This window comes from Paenibacillus sp. 2TAB23 (genome assembly GCF_052115165.1).
Classification (GTDB): Bacteria; Bacillota; Bacilli; order Paenibacillales; family Paenibacillaceae; genus Pristimantibacillus.
Window position 1 is genome coordinate 1 of record NZ_JBFRGD010000030.1, and the last position, 26,292, is coordinate 26,292.

Here is a 26,292-nt window from a genome sequence, read left to right on the forward strand (position 1 = left end):
TGTAGTTTCTGCAACAGAATGCCTCATTTACAGCGATTATTCGCTCATAAACGCGATTCTGCTGCACTTTGTACAACGTAGCCTCCCCAGTCGGCTGCCATGTCAGGTTTCTATTGCATGAATTGCAATGTACGCTACATACTACAATCGATTGGTGAGTGAATTGTGCCTTTTCGCCCTAYGTAGGAAAAAGCTACGTTGCAATAGGACTGTTCACCATACGCKAGACCAAGCTACCCTGCAACATGATTATCCACTTAGCGAGACCAAGCTACGCTGCACTTTGTACACTCTACTCGTCGTTTAAGTAACCTCTCTCTTGCTACGTTGTAGTTTCTGCAACAGAATGCCTCATTTCCTGCGATTATTCGCTCATAAACGCGATTCTGTTGCACTATGTACATCGTAGCCTCCCCCAGTCGGCTGCCATGTCAGGTTTCTATTGCATGAAAAATAGTGGATTTATTTGGAATTAAGCTGATGATATTAGCGCCTTAGCCATCTCGGTATCCACCAGTTCCATCGGCCAAGCATCACCATCAAGGAAGGCACAAGCAGCAACCGAACGATCGTCGCGTCAATAAAAATCGCTGTTGCGATGCCGATACCAAGCTGCTTCACCCCCGCAACCTCGCCAAGCGCAAAGGGGAGCGTCACCGCAATCATAATAGCAGCCGCTGAAGCAATGACACCGCTGACGGAAGCCAGCCCTACGCGCACTGCTTGCTCGTTATTGCCCGTACGCTCATATTCCTCCCTAATCCGCGATACGAGAAACACGCCGTAGTCCATGCTGATGCCGAATACGAGTCCGAAAATAAAAACCGGAATCATGATCGCGATGCTGCTGGGTTCTATGCCAAAGCTGCCTCTGCTAAAAATAATAGCAAGCACGCCAAATGCCGCTCCCATGCTCAGCAGATTGAGCAGAATCGTTTTGACCGCGACCAGAACGGATCGAAAGGCGATGAGCAGCACGATAAAATTCGATAACAGGATGAAGGTAAGCACGTATCCTAAGCTTCCCAGTACCCGATCGAACACCTCCTGCTGGTATTTAGCCTCACCACCAACCTTGAAAGCCAGCGTCGATATCCAATCTCTTCCCTCCCATTTCTTCACCCACCGTACGGCTTCTTCCATAGAAGAATCCTGAGCTAAAGCAACATGCAGCAGCATCCGATCCCCGTTCAAAAAAGGTTCCAGCAAAGCCCCATACTTACGGCTTTGCAGCGGATTCGCAACCTCCTCAAACAATTGCTTAGGAGAGAGCCCCGTCCGTGAGAAAATCGAATCTACCTTGATTACGGCATGATCCTTCTGCAATTGATTCACAAGCCCGTACGCAGCATTCCAATCCGAAAGCTGAAGAAACAGGCGTTTGCCTTCCACCAGAATGATGATGTTAGATGCAGCCGATTGATCGAAAACCGTCTTAAATGACTCCGCTGCTGCACGGGAATCCGACGTTCGCGGCAAGGAGCCTTCATCTGGAATAGCCACTTGCATCGTACCTAAAGGATATAAGCCAAGCAACAATATGCTACCTGCAAATAAACAAGTTATTGCCGGTCTTCGCATTACGAAACGGGAGAGCATATCCACAAAGCCCGCATAGCCGTTTGCTTTGCGATGTGACTGTCCTCCTGTCAGAATCGAGCTCTCCTTGCCACGTGACTGTCCTCCTCCCAGAAGCGAGCTCGCCTTGCCACGTGACTGTCCTCCTGCCAGAAGCGAGCTTGCCTTGCCACGTGACTGTCCTCCTGCCAGAATCGAGCTTGCCTTGCCACGTGACTGTCCTCCTGCCAGAAGCGAGCTTGCCTTGCCACGTGACTGTCCTCCTGCCAGAAGCGAGCTTGCCTTGCCACGTGACTGTCCTCCTACCAGAAGCGATGGCGCGCTTAGTGCGAGCAAAGCGGGCAGCAGCGTAAAAGCCGCCAGCAAGGATATAGCTACGACGGTCATCGCACTGACCGCGATAGAGGAAAACATCGGGAGCGGAATCCATATGAAGCTTAGCAGGCCCAGAAATACGCACGCCGCCGACACAAAGACTGCCCTTCCCGCCGTTCTCATCGTTTTCTCTAACGCCTCCGCAGGAACAATCCCTTCCAGCAGCTCCTTGCGGAAACGGCTGATCAGCATAAGTGCGAAATCGATACTTAATGCAAGTCCCACCATCGGAATGACATTGAGGACAAAGTTGGACAAATAAAGCCTTGTCCCTATGCCGTACATGATTCCCATCGCAACGATCACCGCTGACACCCCGATAACGATCGGAAGCAGCGCAGTCGCTTTTTTTCTGAATAGGAACCATAACACAGCGAATGCAAGCGGAATGCCAACTGCCTCAGCTCTGACCAAATCACGATGGCTGGCTTTGTTCACGTCCGCCTGCACGACCGCTTTGCCCGTCGCCTTCACCGAAATGCCTTCGTAACTCGGGAGCCGGTCTTCCAGCTGCTCCAGCACAGCCGCCATCCGGTTGGCCGGCTTCGAGAAATCCAGAATCGCATAGGCGTAATTCCCTTTGGCCATCTCGCGATGCTTAAGCGGAGAAACCATCTCCTGCAAGCCGTCGATTCCCGCTAGCCGGTACAGCGTTTGCTCAATAAACCAATTAAACCGAGATGCTGCAATCTTATCCTCCTTCTCAAACACTAGGATGATTGGCGCAGCTGCCTGGTTAAAATCCTTTGCCAGCGCTTGTTCAACCTGCGCAAAGACGCCACTATCCGGGTACAAGCCATGATCCTGCACCACTTCATCGAGCTTACATGCATAGAAGCCTCCGAAGATAAGGAGGACGGACCAGAACAGGAGCATCGTTTTGGGGAAATGGAAGGAAAAAAACGCGAAACGAACGATTCCCATTGGTCTGCTCCCTTCTGCATCACGCTTGTCCTATAACGGCTTCAATCGGGTGGCCTGCACGATATGCCGCGTTAATGCGGGAGCCAGTTTTGCGGCATGGGGCAGCCAGCTCTCCGCACTCGGCATGCTAAGCAGACCTTGCAGAAATCGTCCCCATTGCAGCGGTCCCTTGAATGCTTTGCGAATCGAACGCGAATAAGCTTGCTCCCACTCTGCCGCAGAAAGCTCGCCGCGCAAGCAGCGGTCCGCAAGCGGGGCGCAAATCGAGGCAGATCGGAGCGCCATCGACATACCGTCCCCGCAAAGCGGCGGGATCATCGCAGCAGAATCGCCAAGCAGCGGCAGACCCTCCCATGTCGCCAGCTTTCGGCTCAATTGAACGGGAGCTACCGCTGCCTGCGTTCCGGGCACTGCTTCAGCGAGCGCAAGCTTACGGTTCAGTCTCGGATTGCGCCTGGCTGCGGCTTTTATCATTGAAAGCACCGATTGGCCTGCAGGCGAGAATGCATCTCGCCGCAGCAGCGCCGAGACGTTTAAGATGCCACCTTCGACTGGACATATTCCCATGTATCCGCCCCTGAAAAAATACAGCTCAATGACAGGCTCCAGCGCAAGCGCACGGAAATGGGATTTGACGCCGATATAAGAAGGCTTCGAGGAATCCTGCTGGCGATAGCCGGGCAGACCCGCATGGCCGTTCGCCCCCCATGCCGCAATAACAGTCCTTGCTTCCACCGTGCCGCTTTGCCCATTTTGCTTAATGTCTACACTAAAGCCGTGCTTCGCTGAGCGAATGGCCGTAACGGTCGTTGCCGTCCAAAGGCTGGCGCCAGCCTGCTCAGCAGCATGATGAAGAGCCGAATCGAGCGAGTAGCGGCTTAGTCCTAAAGCGGGTCCGGGAAGAGGGATCTCCAGCTCGGCACCATTCTCGAATATAAGCCGTATGAGACTGATCCTGACCGGGTCCAAAGCAAAGATGGTATTACCTAGCCCTACCGCATCCAGCGTGCTTTGCGATTCTGGAGACAGAAATTCCCCGCACACCTTATGTCTCGGGAATGGCTTACGATCAAGCAGCAGCGTGTCCCATCCCTGCCCAGCAAGCGATTTGGCTAAGCTGCTGCCCGCAAGGCCTGCTCCAAGCACGGCTGCGTCATACATTCTCGTCATTTCGCTCAGCTCCATCACCTCTGCTTGCCTGATTCTTGCCTATGACAGCCGCAAATCGAAATAACGGTCTCCAGCTGTAATATTTGTCCGGTATGCCAAGCTCTTGCCCGAGCTTCTTCCAATCTTCAGCGCGAAAGCCCTTCGCCACCGATAAAGGCCCGTCATGGACAATATAACGGTTGGAAGAAAGAAGCCGCGCCGTCAGCCATACGGCGGCCCAAGCCAGCCAATGTCGATGGATATCATTAATAACGACGCCGAGCCTCGAGGCTCTCAGCATGCAGCGAGCTGCGCGGGGAAGCTCGCCCTCGTCAAAATGATGAAGAAATTGCGTCGCGGTCACGATGTCCGCCCTTCCCTCCGGCAAGCCAAACAAATCGCTTCGCACAACCTTGATTCGAGGCTCACCTTCGTAATAACGACGCGCCTCCGAGCAAGCCTCCTCGGTTAAATCAACAAGCTCGACGGCAAGAGCAATGCCTTGTTTATCCGCCCATTTCAACAGCTGCCTGTTCACGTCCCCCGAGCCGGCGCCAACATCCAGAATGGACAAGCTTCGCGGCTTGCCTGCTTGCGCCCATAGCTGCTTTACGCCATAAAGAGTAGGCGCGGCTGCCGAAAAGATTCGGTTCAGCCTTCGTAAATGGCGAAGCGCCTCGCTTAGCTCTGGCCCTCCTTGCGAGAAATCATCCATCAACTCCTCAGCAGTCGAACGGCTGCGCAGTTCTCTAGACATAAGCTCCATCCGTCTTCCGCTGCTCATCCCCCGCCAGAGAGGCAGGCACATAAGCGATCTTGATCATTTCGGCAGTGAGTCCCGGACCGAAAGCCAGCGCGATGCCAGTGACCGCCTCCGATCCGCTTTCATGAAGATGCTGCCTCATTGCGTTCAGCACGAACAGAATCGTCGCGGACGACACGTTGCCATAGTCACGCAGCACACCGAGACTATGCGAGATTTGTTCATCCGTAAGCTCGAATTTGTTTTGCAAAATATCGATAATGCCCTTGCCTCCCGGATGAATTGCCCACAGTTCAGGCTCCTCATCACCGCAAAGAAGCTCTACCTCGGGCGGGATATGCTCCCCAATCAGCTTCGGAATACTCGGAGACAAGTACAGGTCAAAGCCATGGTTGCCAACCTCCCATACCATTTCATCCGCGCAGTCCGGTAGCAGAATCGACCTCTCCTGACCAAGCGTAAATATAGGCTTAACATGCGGCTTCGTTGACCCAACCAGACAAGCCGATGCCCCGTCGCCAAAAAAAGAAGCGGCAAACAGCGACTCTTTATCGCCCGAGGGCTGAATATGCAGCGTACACAGCTCGACGCAAACGATCAATACTTGAGCGGCAGTATCACTTAGGACGATTTGACGGGACAATCCGATCGCTTTAAGCCCGGCAGCACACCCTAGAAAATTAAGCGGAATGCGGGTTATGGCAGGCGGCAAGCCTAATTGATGAACTAGAGCGGCATCGAGCCCAGGCAGAAATTGACCCGTGCAGCTAACCGTTATCAGATGCGTGACATCAGCCGGATCAACCTCCCCATCTGCCAAGGCCTGCCTGGCCGCTTGCAGGGCGAGCGGGACCGACTCCCGTTTGTAGATACCCATTCGCTCAGCAGTCGAGGGCGCTTTATCGGCGGACGAGCTTGGCAGGTAGCGGCACTCGGCAGCCTCCGCGAGCAAATTCGGCTCGCACGTATAGCGGCTCTGTACGCCGCATTGCTTGAAAATCCGCCTGCCCCAGCGGGCAGAGTCCGGCTTATCGATTAACGCATCGGTCAGCCTCCGGGCTGTATCGGCCTGATCGACCAAATAAGGAGGTACGGCCGTTCCTATTCCAATAATCGCAATATTCGATTGTGGCTGCTTCATATGTTCCTTTTTCATCCTCTCCGGCATAAATGATGGACAAGTCACACGCTTTAGACCAGTCTATTCGCCGGTTCTTCCATATATGTATCTGAATATGACAACCATTTCCAAACATTTGTAATAAACATGAAATCTAATTTTCATCTCGTTTTAATGAAGACCGCCTATAATAAAAACAACCCCCTTTTGTAATATATATAGTGAAGACCCACAGCACCGTATGCTGTGGGTCTCTTTTTGTCCTGCTGGACGATTAGTTTATTCGATAGTTACGTGCCATATTCGTAATATGACGAATCAGCTCCTCCACTAATTCCGAAGGCTCAAGCACCGTCACATGGCTGCTATAGCTCAAAATATTGCGAACCGCACGCTCCGCCGAGGAGTAGTGAGCGATAACAGACATCGTCCCATCCGGATGATCCGTTACCTCGTCAAAGCCGAATTCATCCCTCACCCTCGTCCGCACTGCCGGCTGGAAGCGCAGCACCGCTCTCACCTTTTGGAAATTCGCCTGCCCCATAAACTGCTGTTCAACATCCTGCAGCGTGTAGTTTCGTCTCACAAAGGTTTCGGACAAGCTCTGTAAATGAAGAATGCGGGAAAGTCTGAATACGCGGATGTCCGCTCTCGTCAGGCAATAGCCGTACAAATACCATACATAACCTTTGAGGAAAAGCCCCATCGGTTCAATCATCCGCTCCGTTTCCTGTCCTTTGCTGTCCAGGTAGCTGAAGTGAACCAGCCTAAGCGCTCTGATGGCTGTATGAAGAGGCTCAATCTTCTCTTTATCGTTCGGAACCGGCTGAAAATCCATATCGATTGGTACGGAAGCGTTTGAGCTTACCGATTTCGGCATTAGCGCGCCCACCCGCTCCAGCAAACCGTTTATATCGGAGCTGCCTGTCGCCGACTTCGCACCGCGCAGCGCGGAGCAAATTGCCGTAAAATCATCCAAGGATAACATTTGCTTTTCGATCCGGTAACCGGGCATCATTTCATACCCCCCGTCTGAGCCGGCGAAGGACACGATTGGAATGCCAGCCTGATTAATGGCTTCCATGTCCCGATATATGGTACGCAAGGAAACCTCGAAGCGCTCAGCCAGCTCGGTCGCACTTACGCGGGTTTGATTCAGCAATGCCATCGTGATGGCGAGCAAACGGTCCAGCTTCATTCGAGGCTCTCCTCCGGATTGATTTATTCTGCCTGTTCGATTTGATTTTCATTTAATGCTATTCCATTTCGATTTCAAATCTATATTTCTACACGAATACAAATCTATATTTCTACGCTAACCTGCCTATACCCTGCCTCGATTCATTTATCGATAGCGGCGAAAGAAGTCTTGAAGCTCGGGAACGAGCAAATCAGGTGCGTCCAGAGCCGCAAAATGAGTACCCCGCTTAAACTCCGACCATTGTACGATATTCGTATTGTCACGATTCGCGAAACGCTTCATTGATTTGAAATCATGGCCGAATACGGATACTCCAGTTGGCGTCGTGTTCACAGCTTGCGAGGACGGCTCCTGCTGATGGGCATTCTCGTAATATAGCCGTGCAGAGGATTCCGCCGTGTTCGTCAGCCAGTAGATCATCACATTCGTCAAAAGCGCGTCGCGATCGATGAAATCGATATGGTCGCCGAAGCCATTGAACAGCTCCGCGATCCAAGCTAGCTGGCCGGCTGGCGAATCCGCCAGCCCGTAAGCGAGCGTCTGCGGACGGGTCTGCTGTATCGCATTATACCCGGCGCGCTCATGGAAATTAGCCAGAAACCGCAGGCGACTCAGATCGTCCTCGGATAGATCCACCATTTCGGACGGATCACCCGATGGGAAGGAGAACAGCTGCAGCACTTGAATGGCGACCAGTCCCTCCGGCTTTTGGATGCCCAACTCGCGGGACACAAGCGCGCCGCAATCACTGCCGTGCGAGCCATATTTCTCGTAGCCCAGACGACTCATGAGCTCCGTCCATGCTTTTGCAATGCGGGGAATGTTCCAGCCTACATCCAGCTCTGGGCCTGAGAAACCAAAGCCCGGCACCGATGGAATAACAAGATGGAAGGCATTCGCTGGATCGCCGCCATGCGCGCGGGGATTGCTAAGCGGGCCGATCAGATCCCAGAACTCGACAATCGAGCTTGGCCAGCCGTGCGTGAGCAGAAGCGGCATTGCATTAGGCTCAGGCGAGCGTACATGCATGAAATGGATGTTGGCACCGTCAATCGCAGTCGTGAATTGCGGAATCTCATTTAACCGGGCCTCATGCTTGCGCCAGTCATATTCGTTCATCCAATACTCAGCCAGTTCCTTCACATAGTCCGACGAAACCCCATATTTCCACCCTGCCTCCTGCCTTGCCTTCGGCCAGCGCGAATTCGCTAAGCGATTACGCAGATCATCAAGATCCGCCTGTGGAATCGTAATTTGAAAAGGGTAAATCTCAGTAACTATAGCGTTAGCAATCAGGTTGTTTTTAGAAGTTGTCATTGGAATAGCCTCCTCGGATTTGGGGTTGCTTCGTTGCTTTCCTTTACATTTCTAATATTAAGCCTTCCACCCTGACAGCATTATGTCAGGGTTAAACGCCGCATTAAACCTTTTTGTTCACAGTGTTTCAGGACATAAAGAAGCAGTCTGCCGCCGCAGACTGCCTTAACTTATCGTTTTCCTTTTGTTTTTTATTCGCTTCCTCCCAACAACCTTAACGACGATATCCGATTTAATAAACGGCGCAGCCGCAGATTGACTGTCATGGAGCCCTTTCCGGCGCATGTCTGCCAAAATAAAATACGGGCCTTCCCTAAGGCTAACGGTTCAGCCATAGAATCATTAACAATCGAAGAATCATCTCTTATATTCGAAGTATCATCTCTTGCATTGAAAGCATTTAGCTTTTTCACATTAATGTAAACCCGGCCATATTTTCAGTTTCGTATTGATTTGACCATTCAAGTGATAAAGCGTACATTTAAACCGGCAAAAAAAAACGTAGACCGACTCCTATAAAAAAAGCATCCGATATGCCGAAAGAGTCCTTAGACTCCTTCCGTAACCGAATGCTTCAGTCATATTGTGCTTGCGTTATTTGTACAACACCTTTTCCACGTTATACTTTGCTTTGAGCTTGTTTAGAATATAGGTTTCATAAATTTCCCGTTCAACTGGATCTTCATTGATGCAAACCTCAATCTTGGTCACTTCATCGCGGTAGTTCTTCATCACCGAAACGGTATCCTCGAAATGCTTCTTGATTCTCGGTCTAAGCTTTCTTGCCTTTCCGACAAACAACAGCTCGTCCTTGGCATTGTAAAACATAAAAAATCCGCCCTTATCCCGCGGGATTTGGATGAAATCCGTAAAGCCATAAATATGGCTTAACTGGGGATTGCTTTGCTTCGTAATGGATACATCCGGCGTTGGAATGGTAATACTGATCACGGTCACTCACGTCCTCATTCAATATAGGACTAAAGCTTACCACATCATGCAAGCGAAAACCATTCCGCAGGCTCATATTATCGATTAATCTGCACGGGCTAGCTCAACCAGCACAACCTCCGGCCGGTTAAACAGACGCTGCGGAATAATGCTGTTCCCCAGCCCCCGGCTTACGATCATCGTAGAACCGCCTTCCGTATATTTGCCGCCGTCATACTTTGGCAGAAAGCCTTGTCCGGGCGCGACCAGACCGCCAAGAAACGGCAACCGAACCTGCCCGCCATGGGCATGGCCGGAGAAGGTCAAATCAAAGTCCTGCTTCGCGTATTCCGCGAAGAGCTCCGGACGGTGAGACAATAATATCGTATAGGATGCTTGCGATTGGTCAACGTCCTCAAGCGCAACCGCAATATGCTCTTTGATTCGGCTCACATCATCATACGCATCGTGATTAAAGGTCGGATCATCCACGCCGACTATACGAATTTCTCCGTCTCCCAGCTTTATGGTCTCGCTCTCGTTGCGCATAACATGAACGCCAAGCTCCCGCAGACCTTTGGCCAGCGCAGGGAATCTAGAGCCCCACTCATGGTTTCCCGTGACATAATACACAGGCGCGATTTCGGTCATTCTGCGCATGAGCATCAGGCTAACTACAGCATTGTACCGTTTGCTGTCGACCAAATCACCCGTCATTACAATAAGATCGGGCTTTAGCTTCTTTACCTTGCGCGTAATTGTGCTTTGATCCTTGCCGAATGACTTGCTGTGCAGGTCAGTCAGCTGCACGATGCGGTAAGATTCAAATCCACCCGGCAGCTTGTCAGAGCCAAGCCGATACTCCGTAATGCCAATCGCGTTGTTCTCATAATAAAGAAACACAATGACTGCCGCAATCAGAATAGGCATAAGCACCAACAAACGTTTTTTGGTCATTCGCATCCCTACCGAACTCCTTACTTCTCATCTATTCGCAACTTTAATGATTTATCCAGCAAATCATTCATGGCATCAATAACTTAGCTCTCCTATAGCATTGAATGCGATTAAACAAGCTTCTGTCATCGACTATAACCCGATTTGTATGACGGGTCAAACGCAGCAGTAGAGCGAACAACAGCTCTACTTCGCCCGCTGCTTCGATACGCTCCACGACTGCCATTTACTATGCCGCTGCGACTTCTCTTGCAGCTTGTCGATGACGGCGCCAAGCTGCTCGAGCTGCGGTTGTTCCGCTTGCAGCTTCCGAAGCGCCGGTACCGCGTCCGTCGACAACGTACTCAGATAAGCCATATCAATGCTGCCCGTACGTTCGTAACGATCACCGTTATTGGCGGCGATACGTGCATCCAGGTTTATACAATTCATCAGGACAAATGCAGTAATGGTTACGTAAATATAAGCCTTGCCCATTGAGAAATGCTCTTTCCATATCCGAAGCATTGCTATAGCAAGCAGCACGCCTAAAAACAGCATGAAGCCATGAACGAGCAGTCTCGTCTGAGTGAAGCCATAGGCTTCCTCATACATGGATAGCCTGCTGTAAGCCGACACAAGCATAATGATCGTACATCCAATCAGCACACTAAGCGACAGCTTGCGCATCCATTCCGCAGCGGCACTGCCGCGCCTAACCAAATGAAGCCCGCACATCAGCAGTATGATGTTGATTAGAGAAACCATGATGAGCTCCGAGAAGCCTCTGCGCGCATACTCGGCATACGCGGAGCCTTCCGGCAGCATGCCGTTCGCCGCTCCGAACAGATACGAAAACTGGATGAAAACGAACAAGATATAAACCAGATTAATGCTAATCAGAAGCGTTCCAGCGGTGATTGGATCCATTTCAATACGTCCGCTAGGTTTAAGCACCGCTGCCTGCGGATTCACAGCCGCTGTCTCAGTCGTATCGATGGCTTTACTGAAAAGCAATCCCCATATGTAGCAGAAAGCATAGAAACTGAAAAAGACCGCAACGATCAGCCGCCAAATCGCATTCCCCAGCGAAAACTTAGTTATGACTCCAGGAATCTCCAGCAGCCAAGACAAAAAGATTTCGTCTGCCGAAGCCAGCAAAGCGATCACAACGATTAGAATCGGTGCCGCCAGCAGCAGACCCATCATAACTCTGCCGAGCTTGCTCCTCGTCTTTTTCTCTTCCGTTCCTCTCCACCTGTCATTCAGAATACTGAAGGGCACCTTAACAAACGCAAACGGCTTAATGAGAGCTAGAAATAACAGCTCCGTATAAAATATCCCACTGTACCACGGCTTGACGCTGCTGCTGGTCAGAAGCACCGTTTGAGCAGTAATCAAACCGAATAATGCGAATAGATTAAGCTGCCGGAACAGCAAATTATTATATAGCACATATGTCAGTGTCAGCAAAATGATTGGAATAAACAGCAGCCAGCCTGAGCGGACCTGCCCCTGCCATTTCTCGAAACCGCCCATGCGGCCTTTTATGGAATAGAAAAACAAGCCGTAAAAGCCTCCAACAAATAAAACAGCCGAAACACCCGCAGCCGCTCCTACGAATAAATACTGACTCATTAGACCGAACAAAAGGGCAAGGACAAGCATATGATCATACTTTTTTTGCCATGGCGCCGGATCTCTCATGTCGCACTCTCCATCTTTAATCTCGATTTGTTAATTTCCTCCTTTTATTGTAACCTAGAAAACAAGAACAAAAAGTGTAAGTTATAACTGGATAATTTCATATTTTAACAAGGGAGTCTTTTGCATGAAAATACGCAGACATTATTTAACGATAAGGCGTGCCTTTCCTAACATACAAGAGCATTCACCCTTTGAAGTAACAACGCAAGAGCTTGCGAATTTGCTTGATTGCACACATCGAAATATGGTGCTTCTTCTGAAGCGCATGCAGCAGGAGGAGTGGCTGGTGTGGGAGCCCAAACGAGGACGGGGCAATCGCTCCTCGCTCTCCTTCCTTCTGAGCAAGGAACAGGTCGCCCTTCAGGAGGCTCAGGAGATGATGCAAAAGCAGGATCTTAACGCTGCGCTTGCGCTGCTCCAGCAGAATGAGGAATCTCCGCTCGTACGCGATAAGTTTCAGGAATGGCTTTCCGGGCAGTTCGGTTTCCATTCCGAGGTACAGGGCAAACGGCGTACCGATATTTTACGGTTTCCGCTGCCGCAGGCGATTTACTCGTTAGATCCGGCAGCGATCCATTATACAGGCGAGTCGCATCTCGTCAATCAGCTCTTTGATGGGCTCGTCCGCATCGATCCGCGAGGTGAGCAGATCTTGCCGCAGCTGGCGCATGCGTGGGAAGTGGACGCCACCCGTACGAGGTGGACCTTTTATTTGCGCAAGGGGGTGTTGTTCCACCATGGAAGAGAGCTCGATTCCTCCGACGTCAAATATTCGCTTGAGCGGCTCAAACAGCTTGCGCCACTTGGTCTATACAGCTGGGTATACTCCGCTATCGTTGCCATGGATACGCCGGATGACACGACGATCCGCATTCAGCTGGCTGAGCCGAACGAAGCTTTTCTTGCATTTCTCACCACTAACCGCGCATCCATCGTCCCGCAGGATGCCTGCACGGCTGCAGGCGAGCAATTCGGCAGCAAACCGATTGGAACCGGCCCGTTCCGGCTTGCCGGCAACGAACAAGGCGTTTGGATTTTAGAAGCTTTTGCCGCTTATTTTCAAGGAAGAGCCTTTCTGGATCGGGTGGAGGTATGGACAGTTGCGGAGGAGGCGACGCGGGAGAATCAGGCTGAGCTGCAATCTTTCCAGATCATGCATAATGCACGGCTCTCGGATATGGCAGCCGAACGCTGGCAGCAGGTCAGGCAATCAGGCATGACTTGCAAATTCATTACGGTGAATGAGCAGAAGAAAGGCTTGCTCGCAAATTCGGCGATTATGGCCGCGGTGGACCAAGCGATTGAACGGAGCGAGCTGCTAAAGCTGTTGTCGGGAGACGTTATTGAGGGCGTGAACAGCTTCTGGCCGGATTTGGAAGAAAACCCGCTGCAGCAGTATGCCGAAGCGGATCTTGCAACGATTAAGCGCGAACTGGCAAGCTCCGGGTATAAAGGCGAACGCCTAGTGCTCGCAACCATACCGCAATATGCAGCCGATGCCGATATCATCAGGCAGGTATGTGAACGGTCCGGCATTCCGCTGGAAATCAGCCTTATTCCTGCCGAGCAGTTCAAAGGCTCCGCACGGATGTCAGCCGATCTGCTGCTCTTCGCCATCATGCTGGACGAGCATCGAGAGCTTAGGCTGATCGACCTGTACAAAAGCATGCAGCAGCATGCGCTGCCGGATGTTCATGACATGCTGGAGCAGCGCATTCGCGCCATTCAAAGCGAGATGGACCGAAGCCTGCGGACAAACATGTTCATGGACATCGAGGAGCAGCTCAAAGAAAGGCACAGTCTACTGTTCCTCTACCGAAAGCATTTGAAAACCGCCTTTCATCCATCCGTGCGCGGCATTTCTCTGGAATCGCTCGGCTGGGTTCGCTTCCGTGATATTTGGTTCACCTGAAATCGAGAGAGAGCTGTCCTATACGCTCGGCTTCTTAAACATGGAGATGATCAACAGCAGCACCAGCGGAAGCACGAATGCCGTAAACGACCAGACCGGGTGCACGGCCATGACGACCCGTCCCCAATCCGTCGCGCTGTCCACGCTGACCAGCCCCATTAAAAAACCGATTAGTGCGAGCGGCATGACGAGCGCGCGGCTCTTAGTAATTCCAAATAGCTGACTAATGAACAGGTTGAGCACATAAAGCGTGATGGACGTTTTCATATAAGAGCCCAGGATGAGCGACATGCCGATAATCGACTCGATCCGCTGCACGATGTCCTCGAATTCAACGACACGCGCCAGAGAAAACAGCACATAGGACATTTCTCCCGCGAAGCTTCCAAATATCATAATGGCACAAACGGTAGAAACGCAAAGCACCATAATATTAACGCCAAGCGCAACTACCATTGTCTTAGGCAGCTTGCTTGCCGAGCCTTTGTTCACAAATGGAAGCAGCATCCCGAATAAAAACACTTCTACATATGGAAAACCGAAGGTGAAATAAGCCCCATGCAGCACTGGTTTAATGCCTTTCGGCATAATGGGGAGCAGCTGTGCGGGATCGTAATCGGGCAAAGCGATAACCAAAACCAAGATAATGCACGCCGCTGTCAGAATCATCGTCAAGGTAAACATCCGAGCCATGACCTCCAGACCTGCGCATACGGTAACTGCCGACACGGCAAAGATCAGAAAGTTAAACGCATATATCGGTGTTTCCCTTAGCATGGAGCTCACCATAAACAGCCCGACATCGTTGACAATGCCCGACTGCATTTGGAGTAAAAAAGATATCGTTAACACGGAAAAAACAGCCGTGAGCGCTGATCCCATAAGCTGGCGGCTATATTCCACGAACGTCATGCCCGGATATCGTTTGTTCAAATAAAGAATGCCGGCCAAGATCAGAAAGCCTAACGCCCCCGAAATAAGCAAGGAAAGCCAAGCCCCATTGTACGCCTTGCCAATGAGCGGACCGGGAATATTAATAATCGAAGAGCCTGTCATAAACACAAAAAACAGTACTCCCATCTGGTAGGCGCTTACCGTCTGTTTATCCATGCTCCACTCCTTTTCCGCTGCCTGCTTCTAGGCATTCACATTTAGGTAATCGTCTATCGCCTTTGCCATATCACCGAATATAGGCATCATTAAATCCATAAAGTCAAACCAATCCTTGTTCATTGCATAATCCACGCCCATGTAAAGGCAAATGAAGCAAAGCACGGCATACAGCGTCTTCTCACGCTTCGTCATTTTTTTCACGGTCAGCCAGTCGTACAGCAGTATGCCGCCAAATGCAGCCATCAACACCATAATCCGCTCTGCCATGAACACTTCTCATCTCCTTGGCTTAGCCCGCGGGCTTACTGGATATCGTCCCGCTCGTTACAAGCCGTAGCTTCAACTTTATGTTAAAGGTAATTTCGGAAAACCGTTCATCCCAGCCTTCTTTCAGCTGCTCCCATTTCCGAGGATTCGCACGATAGATTTTGTCCGCTATGCCAATGACGTCCATCTGGTTGGATTGCAGGAACTTAATCGTGCTGTTCAGCTGCTTTAATATTTCATCCTCTACCTTTTTAACGAATTGTTGTTCCATGCCATAGGTGTTAATATTCGTGCATTTGAGCTCTCCAATTGCAATGTCGGCTTGTATCTCGGTGTTCACGGAAATTTGCTCACCCTTGAATATCGGTTTCGTCTTTGCTTGGAGCGAGAGAATCTCAGCCGTTTCGTTCTCGCCATTTCCACCTGGGCACTTCACCTCGATTACGCCGGAACGATAATCATTGCGGAGCATAAGCAATCCTTCTACCTTAGAGGCAGGAATCACAACCTTCAATTTCCCTTTCTTCAGAAGTGCAAGGCCGGCTGCCGAGAAAATGTCTTTGGCATCCTTATCTTCATACACATAGGCAACCATGGCGTCGCCGCTTGCTCCCCTTAGCTGAAGCATCAAATCCAGCAGCGTATTGTCAATCGTTTTGGCCGAAGTAATATACGAGGATTCCTTCGTTCGCAAAAATTGCTGTGCTGTAGTCTGTTCGATTAACGGCTTTTTCATAAACAGCTTGCCGGCATTTCCCTTAGCAATCATTAGCGATATGCTGCCTCTCGGCTCATGGTCCCGATAAAACAAATCGAGCAAATGACCCAGATTATTCGATCTTGCCAACTTCTCTCCAATAATAATGACACGGAGATGGCTCCATTGCGCCTTCCTGCCGAGGTGGATGGGAATGTCGCGAATGGCTTCCATTACCGATTGATCGTTAGTCTTAATATTAATGCTCGAGGCGTTCGTTGTGGCAGAAGAGATCGTCTGCGCGGATGAAGGCCGATAAATTTGCGTCAAAATTTCAATATCCCCGTTCTCGCCTTGATCCAGCGCAACACCCATCACAAAGCCTCGCTCGGTCAGTTCAAATTTGCTCCAGCAGCCGGAGAGCGGCAGCAGACTGCAGAGTACAAAGAGACGTAGCATCCATTTCTTCATCCAGGCTCATTCCTCATTTTTTCCGTTAATTAGCAGTTTTTGCTTATGGAGATCACGCGGAGAGCGCAGCAGCGTCTTGAGCGACGCTCTCATAATGACATCCCTGAGCTCTGTCAGCCGGAACGGAGCAAACGGAGCAAGATACGGCTGACCGAGCGTACGCAGCTTGCACAGATGCAGCAGGATGAAGATCAAACAGATCATCATGCCAAAGCCGCCTAGAATAGCTGCGCTTACCATTAACGGAAACCGCAGAATCCGCAGCGAAATCGCAATATTATACTGCGGAATTGCGAAGGACGCGATTCCGGTCAGGGCGACGACAATAACCATAATCGGAGATGCAATACCTGCGCTGATCGCGGCATCCCCTATGACTAGCGCCCCGACTATGCTGACAGCCGACCCTACCGGCCGAGGCAGCCTAACGCCAGCTTCCCTCATCAGCTCGAAAAAAAACTCCATCAGCAGCGCTTCGAAAAAAGCGGGCAGCGGTATGCCCTCACGCGCATTGAGGATTGCCAGCAGCAGTACGGTCGGGATCAGCTCTGGATGAAAGGTTGAGAGCGCTATGTATATACTCGGCAGCGTTAGGGCGATGACGAAAGCAACGATGCGCAGCCATCGAATCAGCGTCGATATCAACGTTCGCTGATAGTAATCCTCGCTCGACTGAAAAAATTCAGTAAATAAGCCCGGGCACAATAGAATGCCGCCAGTACCTTGGGTAAGCACCGCAATTTTCCCGTCCAACAGTCCTGCTACTGCCATATCCGTCCGTTCCGTGTATCGGTGCTGCGGAAAAGGGGAATACGTGGAGTCCTCGATTAACTGCTCGATATAGGCAGATTCGAGCACCTCAACCTCCTTGACCTGCTCTATTCTTTTTTTAAACTCGGCCAGCAATTCACCATCGACTCTACCCTCAATATAACCGTAGACGATTGTCGTTTTGGTCTCGCCTCCGGCTGTAAGCATTTCCAGCTTGAACTTAGGCGACTTGAGGCGAAGTCGCAGCAAGCCCAAGTTTTTCTGTAGGTTTTCTACCGTACTTTCCCTAGGTCCTTGTACGACGGATTCATTGACGGATTCATTAACCTGCCGCGTCTCAACAGATTCCGCCTTGAAGCTAAGCGCCTTATCCCATTGATCGAATAAAATAACGAGGCGGCCATTGGATATTTCGTCTACGAGAATGTCCAAATCATTGCAAACCGCTGCTTTTTTGGCTGATACCCCGTCATGCTCAAAAAATGCTTTTATATCCTGCGGTGTAACGTCCATGCCCGGACCAATCTCATGTGTCACGAGATCCTGGAGCGAAATTTTCATATAATTAACCGTATCTTCTTGCACGAGAGAATCGTAATAAACCGAGCATGCCGTATATTTGAGCTCAGGACCATAATTCCAATTTCTAACTACAATATCTGAGCTGTTGGAAAATATCGTTTCTAAAAACGCCAAATTATGCTGCAGCTGTTCGGATATCGCTTTTTTCGGTTTGGTTGCCGGTTGATCCGCGCTGGTCTTAACCGTACCGCTTGATTCTGTCGAACCGGCTTGGGTTTGTCCCGAGGAACTGTTCGTCATGATGAAACCACCTTAATTCGATTAGTTCCATTATTCCCCTCCAACTGTGCGGTATACAAAATAAGCCTTCGATATGAAAAAGGAGCTGACGCAAGGGAGTAGACTAGAGTCTGCCAATCCGGTAAAAACGCAAAAAAACCGTCAACACCACTACAAAGGTGGAGCTAACGGTTCTTTTCAAGCCCATATATTCCTTAATAAGCGGGAACTGAAATTCTAATAAACCCGACTCAAGAGATAGCTCCCTCCGCTTCATACGCTATGCCACCGTCAGAATAATCGGCTTATCCTTCGTAATGATAATGGTATGCTCATGCTGAGCGGCAAAGCTTCTATCCGGCGTGCGGAGAGTCCAGCCATCCTGCTGCTCGACAACATAATCCGCTCCCGTCGATAGAAACGGCTCAATCGTAATAACTAAGCCTTCCTTCAGCATCCGTTTATCATGCTTGTTGTACGTCGGCGGTATTTGCGGCCATTCATGTACCGCTCTGCCTACGCCATGGCTGCATAAATCGTTAATGACCTTATATCCGCCCTGCTTTGCTTCCTGCTGAATCAGCTTGCCGATTTCATTGATTCTCACGCCATGCGTAAGCGAAGAAATAACCTTCATCATCGTGTAATGCGTATATCGACATAGCCTAGTAACCGGCTCGCTGAACGGTGCGATTTGGAAGGAGTGCCCCGTATCAGCTACAAAGCCGTCTTTCTCCGCGCAGACATCGATATTAATCAAATCGCCCGGCTTTAGCACCCGCGAACCGGGAATGCCATGTGCAACCTCATCATTGACGCTTATACATGTTTGGCCGGGGAACTGAAACGTTTTGTGAGGTGCGGAAACCGCGCCATGGCTTGACAGAATACGCCCGCCAAGCTCATCAAGCTCCTTCGTCGTCATGCCCGCCTTCGTGCAACTCTTCATTTCTTTCAATGTTAACGCAACGATTCTCCCAATCTCTTTGAGCCCATCTATATCCTTCTGAGAACCTACCGTCATTCGTCTGCCTCCATCCTTTTTTCCTTGCTTCGATGTACATTGCATTCAACTGCATAAGGTCATAGCTGCTTACACGGGCAGTCTATAAATCGCGAAAGGCTCGCCATGGCGGAAGGAACGGCTAGCTGCATCCAGCTCCCCCAGCATCTCGCCTGACAGCTCCAAGCTCACGCTCGTTAAGTTCGCTTTGAGCTGCTCAACCTTCGTCGCACCAACGATAACGGAGGACACGACGGGCTGATGCATAAGCCATGAAAGGGAGAGGCTGCTTGATGTTACATCCATTTGCGAAGCAAGCGTCGCTACGTCCACGCTTAATGCCATCGTTCTATCGCTTATGAACCTTTGAAAGCTTGGATCAGTCTCTGCCCGCGAACCTTGCGGCACCATATCCGCAGCGCTGTACTTGCCTGACAGAATGCCGCCTGCGAGCGGGAAATAAGGAATGATACTAACGCCTTGGTCCAAACACATGGGGATGAGCTCCTGCTCCGGCGTGCGATCAGCCAAGGAGTAGCTTGCCTGAGTAGCCGCGAACCGATTCAGACCAAGCCGGTCGCTAATGCCTAGCGCCTTCATCAGCTCCCACGCCATATAATTCGAAGCGCCAATGTAGCGTACCTTACCCGAGCGAACCATATCCTCCAGCGTCCGCATTGTCTCCTCAAGCGGAGTTTCCGGATCGAAGGTATGGATTTGATAAAGATCCACATAATCGGTTTTCAGACGCTTCAAGCTGCCTTCCAGCTCGGCCATCAAATGATAGCGAGACGATCCTCTCTCATTCACTCCAGCTCCCCGAACCAACCCGGCCTTGGTCGCAAGCACCACATCATGTCTTCGTCCCTGCAGCGCGTTCCCGATTATTTTCTCTGATTCCGAGCCTGCATAAATATTGGCCGTATCCACGAAATTAATGCCGTTATCGATCGCGTAATGGATGATTTGCTCGGAAGCTTCACGGTCGGCGCGCTTACCGAAAGCGTTCGTGCCTAATCCAAGCGCGGATACTTTAAGCCCGCTATGGCCAAGACGGCGGTATTTCATGACATTCAGCTCCTTTAATGATTAATGATTAATGATTAATGATTAATCATTCATATATGACCTAATTTCTTTATTATAGCTTTGTTTGCCTTTTATTTCAGTACCGCCTTCGGAAGCAGCTTCGGCTTCTACCTTTTGGATTGTGACCCCGCACATAAATTCTGCTATGATAAGAGCAATAAATGAATCGGAACACACGTTTCCGTTTCCCGAAAGGAATGGCATTATGCACGCACAATTGTCCCTGCGGATCATTAAATTACTATGCGGCGAAGCCTTTTACGAACGAGGAGAAGCCTATTTCCAAGACGGCAAGGTTACGATTAAGGACTCTGATCCGATAACTGGCAGTTATTCGGCCATCGTGCAGGGGAAAAAGCGTTACGACGTTACGATCGAGATTGATCGCGCCCTGGATGTCGACGCCGTATGCACCTGCCTCGCCTTCAGCACCTATGACAAATATTGCAAGCATATAGCCGCAGCGCTCCTTCAAATCCATGAGCTTCAGGAGCTAAACGACCGGCCAACAAAGGTTTATCCTTCTCTCCTGCATCCGGAGGACAGGCCTTACGACGATGACGCTGCAGAGGATAGCCCGTTATCGCATATCGAGCCGCGCTATGCGAAACATGCTGGACTGCAGACCGCGGATACCCGATTAGCGAGCAGCCTATTGGGCTTATTCGACAGTCGCGTGCAGCGCTCAAGCACCAATCGTTCGATACTGGACGCGCGGGCAGCGCTTGAGGTCGAGCTCACGATCAAGCTCCATCCCTACGGCTACCGAAAGTTCATGTTCGGCATCGAGCTGAAGATAGGACCGAAACGATTGTATATCGTACAGCGGTTACGCGAATTTCTAGAGAAGGTTGATCGGCGGGAGCCGTTCGTTTTCTCCAAGCATTTCACGTACGATCCGGCCATACACCGCTTTGAGAGGGAAAATGACGCTGTTTTAAGGCAGCTTTACCAAATCTATCGCCATGAGATGATTTTCCGTCAGTCTTCCAATCGGTTCTACCAAGCGGAGGCTCCTTCCGGCGGCGAGAGGATGCTGCTCATTCCGCCATTAAGCTGGAGCAGCCTGCTTCCTTTGCTGCAAGAGGCACCTGCTGTTCTCTTACAAGCTGGAAGCCAAACGTATAGCGGCATCTCGCTCAGCGATGAAGCTGTCCCGCTTCATTTTTCATTCGATCAAGCGCCTAGTGACGGTTATCAGCTGCAGATTCTTGGGCTCGATAAGATCATTATGATGGAGGAATATGAGCTTATTATTTCCGATGGCAAGCTGCTTCAGCTGTCAGCAGACTCAGCCAAGCGGCTTGCCGAGCTAAAGCAGCTGGTCGATAACACGCGGAGGCCCAGCATTGCTATTGCGCCTGAGCAAATGGAGCCCTTCATGGAGAAGGTCATTCCTGGTCTGATGAAGCTCGGCAGTGTCCAGATCGCGGAAGCCATCTCGGACCGTGTCCTGCAAACGCAGCTGAGAGCGAATCTGTATTTGGACCGAATTAGAGATCGACTTGTTGCAGGTCTGGAATTCCAATACGGCGACATTGTCATCAATCCGCTGGAGGGCAGCGACAAAAAACGCGGATCCGATCGCATACTCATGCGAAATGGAGATCAGGAACGGCAAATACTGGAGCTGATGGAGCTCGTGCCGTTTGCCAAGACTGAAGCCGGCTATTTCATGGAGGAAGAGGACTCTGAATATGAGTTTCTTTACCATGTCGTGCCGCAGCTTGAGAGACTTCTCACCGTGTATGCCACCTCCGCCGTCAAGGTTCGAATTGTGACCAAGCATGCGCCGCCTAAGATAACGGTAAATGTGGGTGAGCGTACCGACTGGCTCGAATTCAAATTCAATATGGACGGCATTCCCGAATCTGAAATCCGGAATCTGCTGAAGTCCCTTGAGGTCAAACGAAAATACCACCGGCTGCCGGATGGGGCATTGCTGCCGCTTGAAGGCGCTGAGTTCCAAGAGATTATCCGTTTCTTGAATGACGTCGGATTAAGCAAAGGCGATATTGTAGGCGCTGAATTTCGCGTTCCTGCCGTTCGCGGCCTGCATCTTATCGATTCGCATGAAAATGGCAAAGCCATCAAGCTCGGCAAAGCGTTCCGCCAGCTCCTGGAAAATATGCGAAACCCGGATAATCTTGATTTTCCGGTTCCAAGCAGCCTTGTGCCTGTGCTTCGCGACTATCAGGCATTCGGCTTCCAGTGGATGAAGACCCTTGCCCATTATCGGTTCGGCGGTATTCTCGCTGACGATATGGGCCTTGGCAAAACGGTACAGGCCATCGCCTTCATCGTATCCGTGCTGCCTGAGATCCGTAATCGGGAGCAGCCTGCTTTAATCGTTTCACCCGCGTCACTCGTCTACAATTGGCTGAATGAACTCAAAAAATTTGCGCCCGAGATTCGCGCCGTCATCGCGGACGGAACCAAAACGCAGCGCAGCGGCGTACTAAGCGGCAGCATGGAGGCGGATGTCATCATCACCTCTTATCCTTTGCTAAGGCGGGATCTCACCCAATACATGAAACAGAGCTTTCATACGCTTATCATGGACGAGGCGCAGTATTTCAAAAACCATACGACTCAAACCGCCGGGGCGGTAAAGTCCATCGACGCCGGATACCGATTCGCTTTAACGGGGACGCCTATCGAAAATTCGCTTGAGGAGCTGTGGTCTATTTTTGGCGCCGTATTTCCTGAGCTGTTTCCGAGCAGGCAGGCGTTCAACGAGCTTACTCGGGAGAGCGTGGCTAGGCGGGTCCGCCCCTTCCTGCTTCGCCGGCTGAAGAGCGACGTGCTGCAGGAGCTGCCGGACAAAATCGAGTCCATACAGGCCTCCGAGCTGCTGCCGGAGCAGAAGCAGCTGTATGTCGGCTTCCTAGCCAAGCTGCAGCAGGAAACCGTAAAGCATCTGAACGAGGAAGGCTTTCAGAAAAACCGGATTCGGATACTGGCGGGCATTACGAGGCTGCGCCAGCTCTGCTGCCACCCTGCTTTGTTCGTGGACGGCTATGAAGGAAGCTCAGCTAAATTCGAGCAGCTGCTCGATATTATCGAGGAATGCCAAAGCGCAGGCAAACGCCTGCTCATCTTCTCCCAGTTTACCGAAATGCTCGGCTTGATCAGTCGCGAGCTTGGCTACAGAGGGGTGAGTTACTTCTACTTGGACGGGCAGACGAAGGCTTCGGAGCGTGTCGAGCTCTGCAATCGGTTCAACAACGGCGAACGCGATCTCTTCCTGCTTTCCTTGAAGGCCGGGGGGACGGGACTCAACCTCACTGGAGCAGACACGGTCATCCTCTATGATCTTTGGTGGAATCCGGCTGTTGAACAGCAAGCCGCAGACCGCGCACACCGAATAGGCCAAAAAAACGTCGTGCAGGTTATCCGGCTCGTGGCGCAGGGTACGGTCGAGGACAAGATGTACGAGCTGCAGCAAAAAAAGAAGCATTTGATCGACGAGGTCATTCAGCCTGGCCAGGAGGCCATCTCTTCGTTAAGCGAGCAAGAAATTCGCGAAATTCTGATGATTCAATAAGCGTGCCTGGCCACATAGCACGCATCTATATGAAACAATATAAAGCCTCCGAACGTTTGCCGTTCGGAGGCTTTTATGCAGGCAAATATCCATTGTCGTTACTTATCACTAGAGGGCATATGTCTTCAATTGATACTAGCAGATTTTAATAGAGATAGGGATATTGACCAGTACGTATGCTCTATCTCGTACGTATACTTTCAATACATAGATCTATTAAATAATGAAAGAAAGGAGATGCTAGATTTTTTAAGGCTTGCGTATCATCCAGAAGCCTTAAGCTAATTTAAGAAAAGGAGTGCTGCTGTTTGAATATAAAAAAGCTCTATCCTTGAAAAGAGGTTAAAACATGCATGATTTATCAATCGTAATGACCATCTGCGCGTTTTTATTCACGGTTAGCTTCCTCTTTTGGCGCCCCCAGGTCAATGAAGCCATTCCAGCCACGATCGGCGCGTTCATTGTTCTCCTAAGCGGCAGTGTATCGCTCCAAGATCTCGGGGAAATTACGGGAACGATTGGCGGTGCCGCCGTCACTATTATCGCCACCATCGTCATGGCTATCGTTCTGGAGAGCTTCGGATTCTTCAATTGGGCAGCAGAGCTGCTCACTAAGAAAGCTCGCGGCTCCGGCATTCGGTTATTTTGGCTGACCAACTTGTTCTGTTTTCTAATGACACTCTTCGTCAACAATGACGGAAGCATCCTCATTACCACACCGATCCTGCTCCTTCTGCTGCAAAACATGGGACTTAAGAACAAGCAAAAAATCCCTTACCTGCTATCCGGCGCATTAATTGCCACAGCTTCCAGCGCACCGATCGGCGTTAGCAATATCGTGAATTTAATCGCCTTAAAGATCGTCCACATGGATCTCTACATGCACACGGCCATGATGTTTGTACCCGCCTCGCTCGGACTTGTCCTGCTAACGCTCCTTTTATTTGCCGCCTTCTACCGCGTGCTCCCAAGAAAGCTGCCGCCTGTCGCCAGATGGAGCCTCTTGCCGGGCAGCCATCCGCTCCAGCATACGCCTGCCCCCGATAACCGCAATCGCTTTATGCGCAATATTCTCATCTTCGTATTCTGCGTTCGGATAAGCCTATTCATCGCATCCTATTTCCATTTCTCGGTTGCAGCGACTGCTGTAATCGGATCATCCCTACTGCTCGGCTGGCGATGGATCTATTTGAAAATCTCACCGGCAGACATGATTAGAAAAACACCTTGGTATATACTTGTATTTGCTTTCGGGATGTATGTCATCATTTACGGCCTGCGCAATATCGGCTTAACGGATTGGCTCATCCATGTCATGCAGCCACTCGTTTCCGGCGATCCGATGCATGCAAGCGTCCTGATGGGAGGGCTGCTCAGCGTACTCTCCAACCTATTTAACAATCACCCTGCTTTAATGGTTGGAACAATCACCTTGATGAACATGGGGCTAGACCCATTGACGTTGAAAATATCCTATTTGGCTAGCGTAATCGGCAGTGATATGGGCTCGCTTCTTCTGCCGATCGGCACACTGGCAACCTTGATGTGGATGCATATCGTACGCAGAGGCGGCGTTCCTATTAGTTGGGGCCAATATATAAAAATAACAGCATTCGTCATCCCCATTACCGTCGTATTCACGCTGATCGTCTTGTCTTATTGGGTATATTGGATCTTCTAGCTGAACAAGCGTAAACGGCACTCGCCGTCCTCTGTGGCAAAAGCAGTCGTTTCGCGGATATATATAAGCACATTTATATGTGAAAACATATAAATGTGCTTATATAACAAGAAGAAACGGCTTCGCCGTCCTCTGCAAGAGAGGGTATCCGTTTCTCGTAGAAACAGAAGAATACTTTATCGCGTGAAACATATAAAGTCTTATCGTTAAACAAAGAGGCCTTTCGTCTGAAAGGCCTCCCCTTATAGCCGTTACGATTCTAAACTCGGAACAATCCATAGCCTGCTAAGTGCACGACAGGAGAATGATCCACCCTAAGCCCTTCCGAGCGACCATGAAAGGCAACGTCAACGAGCCACTGCGTAAAACTGGCTACATCCATAGACTCCAGCTCCTGCAGCGTGAAAAACCCTGCCGCATCAACCTCTACTTGGTCAGGAACGGGCTCTCCGCTCACATATTCCATTTCAAATGCTACGTATAGATTATGGATGCTCCGCGGCTGATCACGCAGTGCCACGACGTTTTTGACAATAGCGTGCACGCCGCATTCTTCGAGCACCTCTCTTTGTATCGTGTCCTGTATGGCTTCCATCTGCTCAATATAGCCGCCGGGGTTGGTCCATTTTCCTTTACCAGGCTCCTGTGCCCTGCGAACGAGCAAAATTTTGTCATCCTTGACCACAAGCGCGCCAACGCCAATGCTGTAATTGCCCCAATGGACAAAGCTGCAGCTCGTACACGCTCTTCTCATCGTTCCGTCCACATCTCTAGTTTCCAGCTCATGGCCGCATGCCATGCAAAACTTAGCATCCATCTGCATCACCTCTAGCTCCAGCTTCAGTCTCATCAGATTATACGAATTATTTGGGCTGCTGCATAGTACGACATCGCATTGCTAATCGAAGAGCACCGGTTTATCCTCCACGTTTGAATATAA

At 50.5% G+C, this 26,292-nt stretch carries 19 protein-coding genes; 3 read left to right on the plus strand and 16 right to left on the minus strand.

The window, feature by feature from the left end:
- Nucleotides 1-486: 486 nt before the first annotated feature.
- From AB4Z29_RS28655 to AB4Z29_RS28695, 9 genes are all read right to left on the minus strand, one after another.
- Nucleotides 487-2,877, minus strand: coding sequence for an MMPL family transporter (locus AB4Z29_RS28655; RefSeq protein WP_441946368.1), 2,391 nt, complete (start codon nucleotides 2,875-2,877; stop codon nucleotides 487-489).
- A gap of 30 nt (nucleotides 2,878-2,907) precedes the next feature.
- Entirely contained in the window at nucleotides 2,908-4,047 is a 1,140-nt protein-coding gene (locus tag AB4Z29_RS28660; protein ID WP_441946369.1) for an NAD(P)/FAD-dependent oxidoreductase, read from the minus strand.
- Entirely contained in the window at nucleotides 4,031-4,783 is a 753-nt protein-coding gene (locus tag AB4Z29_RS28665; protein WP_441946370.1) for a methyltransferase domain-containing protein, read from the minus strand. The genes AB4Z29_RS28660 and AB4Z29_RS28665 overlap by 17 nt, the downstream gene beginning before the upstream one ends.
- On the minus strand, nucleotides 4,776-5,930 hold the full coding sequence (locus tag AB4Z29_RS28670; protein ID WP_441946371.1) for a type III polyketide synthase: 1,155 nt from the start codon (nucleotides 5,928-5,930) through the stop codon (nucleotides 4,776-4,778). The genes AB4Z29_RS28665 and AB4Z29_RS28670 overlap by 8 nt, the downstream gene beginning before the upstream one ends.
- A 253-nt stretch (nucleotides 5,931-6,183) precedes the next feature.
- Entirely contained in the window at nucleotides 6,184-7,107 is a 924-nt protein-coding gene (locus AB4Z29_RS28675) for a helix-turn-helix transcriptional regulator (RefSeq protein WP_441946372.1), read from the minus strand.
- Between the two features lie 147 nt (nucleotides 7,108-7,254).
- The gene (locus AB4Z29_RS28680) at nucleotides 7,255-8,427 is read right to left on the minus strand and encodes an epoxide hydrolase family protein (protein ID WP_441946373.1); all 1,173 of its coding nucleotides are present in this window, start codon (nucleotides 8,425-8,427) and stop codon (nucleotides 7,255-7,257) included.
- Nucleotides 8,428-9,021: 594 nt separating this feature from the next.
- Complete coding sequence (locus AB4Z29_RS28685) at nucleotides 9,022-9,378, minus strand: nucleotide excision repair endonuclease (protein ID WP_183564968.1); 357 nt, start codon at nucleotides 9,376-9,378, stop codon at nucleotides 9,022-9,024.
- Between the two features lie 84 nt (nucleotides 9,379-9,462).
- Nucleotides 9,463-10,314 carry a metallophosphoesterase gene (locus tag AB4Z29_RS28690; protein ID WP_441946421.1) on the minus strand — a complete coding sequence of 284 codons (852 nt, stop codon included), beginning with the start codon at nucleotides 10,312-10,314 and terminating at the stop codon, nucleotides 9,463-9,465.
- A 186-nt stretch (nucleotides 10,315-10,500) separates the two neighbouring features.
- Nucleotides 10,501-12,000: a DUF4153 domain-containing protein gene (locus tag AB4Z29_RS28695; RefSeq protein WP_441946374.1), complete on the minus strand. Its 1,500-nt coding sequence runs from the start codon at nucleotides 11,998-12,000 to the stop codon at nucleotides 10,501-10,503.
- Nucleotides 12,001-12,124: 124 nt separating this feature from the next.
- On the opposite strand from AB4Z29_RS28695, the gene AB4Z29_RS28700 reads away from it, so the two are divergent.
- Nucleotides 12,125-13,912, plus strand: a complete 1,788-nt coding sequence (locus AB4Z29_RS28700; RefSeq protein ID WP_441946376.1) for an ABC transporter substrate-binding protein — start codon at nucleotides 12,125-12,127, stop codon at nucleotides 13,910-13,912.
- 18 nt (nucleotides 13,913-13,930) lie between these two features.
- On the opposite strand, the gene AB4Z29_RS28705 is transcribed toward AB4Z29_RS28700, so the two are convergent.
- The 6 genes from AB4Z29_RS28705 to AB4Z29_RS28730 form a co-directional block, all read right to left on the minus strand.
- Nucleotides 13,931-15,022, minus strand: a complete 1,092-nt coding sequence (locus tag AB4Z29_RS28705; RefSeq protein WP_441946377.1) for a GerAB/ArcD/ProY family transporter — start codon at nucleotides 15,020-15,022, stop codon at nucleotides 13,931-13,933.
- Nucleotides 15,023-15,049: 27 nt separating this feature from the next.
- Complete coding sequence (locus tag AB4Z29_RS28710) at nucleotides 15,050-15,292, minus strand: hypothetical protein (protein WP_441946378.1); 243 nt, start codon at nucleotides 15,290-15,292, stop codon at nucleotides 15,050-15,052.
- 22 nt (nucleotides 15,293-15,314) lie between these two features.
- The gene (locus tag AB4Z29_RS28715; RefSeq protein WP_441946379.1) at nucleotides 15,315-16,460 is read right to left on the minus strand and encodes a Ger(x)C family spore germination protein; all 1,146 of its coding nucleotides are present in this window, start codon (nucleotides 16,458-16,460) and stop codon (nucleotides 15,315-15,317) included.
- A gap of 6 nt (nucleotides 16,461-16,466) precedes the next feature.
- Nucleotides 16,467-18,053 (minus strand): spore germination protein, encoded by a 1,587-nt coding sequence (locus AB4Z29_RS28720; RefSeq protein ID WP_441946380.1) that lies wholly within the window; start codon nucleotides 18,051-18,053, stop codon nucleotides 16,467-16,469.
- Nucleotides 18,054-18,312: 259 nt separating this feature from the next.
- The gene (gene map, locus AB4Z29_RS28725; protein WP_441946381.1) at nucleotides 18,313-19,056 is read right to left on the minus strand and encodes a type I methionyl aminopeptidase; all 744 of its coding nucleotides are present in this window, start codon (nucleotides 19,054-19,056) and stop codon (nucleotides 18,313-18,315) included.
- Between the two features lie 69 nt (nucleotides 19,057-19,125).
- Nucleotides 19,126-20,103, minus strand: a complete 978-nt coding sequence (locus AB4Z29_RS28730) for an aldo/keto reductase (protein WP_441946383.1) — start codon at nucleotides 20,101-20,103, stop codon at nucleotides 19,126-19,128.
- 226 nt (nucleotides 20,104-20,329) lie between these two features.
- Between AB4Z29_RS28730 and AB4Z29_RS28735 the strand changes: the two genes are divergently transcribed.
- The gene (locus AB4Z29_RS28735) at nucleotides 20,330-23,671 is read left to right on the plus strand and encodes a DEAD/DEAH box helicase (RefSeq protein WP_441946384.1); all 3,342 of its coding nucleotides are present in this window, start codon (nucleotides 20,330-20,332) and stop codon (nucleotides 23,669-23,671) included.
- Nucleotides 23,672-24,041: 370 nt separating this feature from the next.
- Entirely contained in the window at nucleotides 24,042-25,352 is a 1,311-nt protein-coding gene (locus AB4Z29_RS28740) for an ArsB/NhaD family transporter (protein WP_441946422.1), read from the plus strand.
- Nucleotides 25,353-25,611: 259 nt separating this feature from the next.
- On the opposite strand, the gene AB4Z29_RS28745 is transcribed toward AB4Z29_RS28740, so the two are convergent.
- Nucleotides 25,612-26,175, minus strand: coding sequence for an NUDIX domain-containing protein (locus AB4Z29_RS28745; RefSeq protein WP_441946385.1), 564 nt, complete (start codon nucleotides 26,173-26,175; stop codon nucleotides 25,612-25,614).
- Nucleotides 26,176-26,292: the final 117 nt, after the last annotated feature.

What these genes read in the sequence shown, in the direction of transcription:
- AB4Z29_RS28655 (WP_441946368.1), bottom strand. Translation starts at nt 2,877, where the DNA reads ATGGGAATCGTTCGTTTCGCGTTTTTTTCCTTCCATTTCCCCAAAACG.
- AB4Z29_RS28660 (WP_441946369.1), bottom strand. Translation starts at nt 4,047, where the DNA reads ATGACGAGAATGTATGACGCAGCCGTGCTTGGAGCAGGCCTTGCGGGC.
- AB4Z29_RS28665 (WP_441946370.1), bottom strand. Translation starts at nt 4,783, where the DNA reads ATGTCTAGAGAACTGCGCAGCCGTTCGACTGCTGAGGAGTTGATGGAT.
- AB4Z29_RS28670 (WP_441946371.1), bottom strand. Translation starts at nt 5,930, where the DNA reads ATGAAGCAGCCACAATCGAATATTGCGATTATTGGAATAGGAACGGCC.
- AB4Z29_RS28675 (WP_441946372.1), bottom strand. Translation starts at nt 7,107, where the DNA reads ATGAAGCTGGACCGTTTGCTCGCCATCACGATGGCATTGCTGAATCAA.
- AB4Z29_RS28680 (WP_441946373.1), bottom strand. Translation starts at nt 8,427, where the DNA reads ATGACAACTTCTAAAAACAACCTGATTGCTAACGCTATAGTTACTGAG.
- AB4Z29_RS28690 (WP_441946421.1), bottom strand. Translation starts at nt 10,314, where the DNA reads ATGACCAAAAAACGTTTGTTGGTGCTTATGCCTATTCTGATTGCGGCA.
- AB4Z29_RS28695 (WP_441946374.1), bottom strand. Translation starts at nt 12,000, where the DNA reads ATGAGAGATCCGGCGCCATGGCAAAAAAAGTATGATCATATGCTTGTC.
- AB4Z29_RS28700 (WP_441946376.1), top strand. Translation starts at nt 12,125, where the DNA reads ATGAAAATACGCAGACATTATTTAACGATAAGGCGTGCCTTTCCTAAC.
- AB4Z29_RS28705 (WP_441946377.1), bottom strand. Translation starts at nt 15,022, where the DNA reads ATGGATAAACAGACGGTAAGCGCCTACCAGATGGGAGTACTGTTTTTT.
- AB4Z29_RS28710 (WP_441946378.1), bottom strand. Translation starts at nt 15,292, where the DNA reads ATGGCAGAGCGGATTATGGTGTTGATGGCTGCATTTGGCGGCATACTG.
- AB4Z29_RS28715 (WP_441946379.1), bottom strand. Translation starts at nt 16,460, where the DNA reads ATGAAGAAATGGATGCTACGTCTCTTTGTACTCTGCAGTCTGCTGCCG.
- AB4Z29_RS28720 (WP_441946380.1), bottom strand. Translation starts at nt 18,053, where the DNA reads ATGACGAACAGTTCCTCGGGACAAACCCAAGCCGGTTCGACAGAATCA.
- map (WP_441946381.1), bottom strand. Translation starts at nt 19,056, where the DNA reads ATGACGGTAGGTTCTCAGAAGGATATAGATGGGCTCAAAGAGATTGGG.
- AB4Z29_RS28730 (WP_441946383.1), bottom strand. Translation starts at nt 20,103, where the DNA reads ATGAAATACCGCCGTCTTGGCCATAGCGGGCTTAAAGTATCCGCGCTT.
- AB4Z29_RS28735 (WP_441946384.1), top strand. Translation starts at nt 20,330, where the DNA reads ATGCACGCACAATTGTCCCTGCGGATCATTAAATTACTATGCGGCGAA.
- AB4Z29_RS28740 (WP_441946422.1), top strand. Translation starts at nt 24,042, where the DNA reads ATGACCATCTGCGCGTTTTTATTCACGGTTAGCTTCCTCTTTTGGCGC.
- AB4Z29_RS28745 (WP_441946385.1), bottom strand. Translation starts at nt 26,175, where the DNA reads ATGCAGATGGATGCTAAGTTTTGCATGGCATGCGGCCATGAGCTGGAA.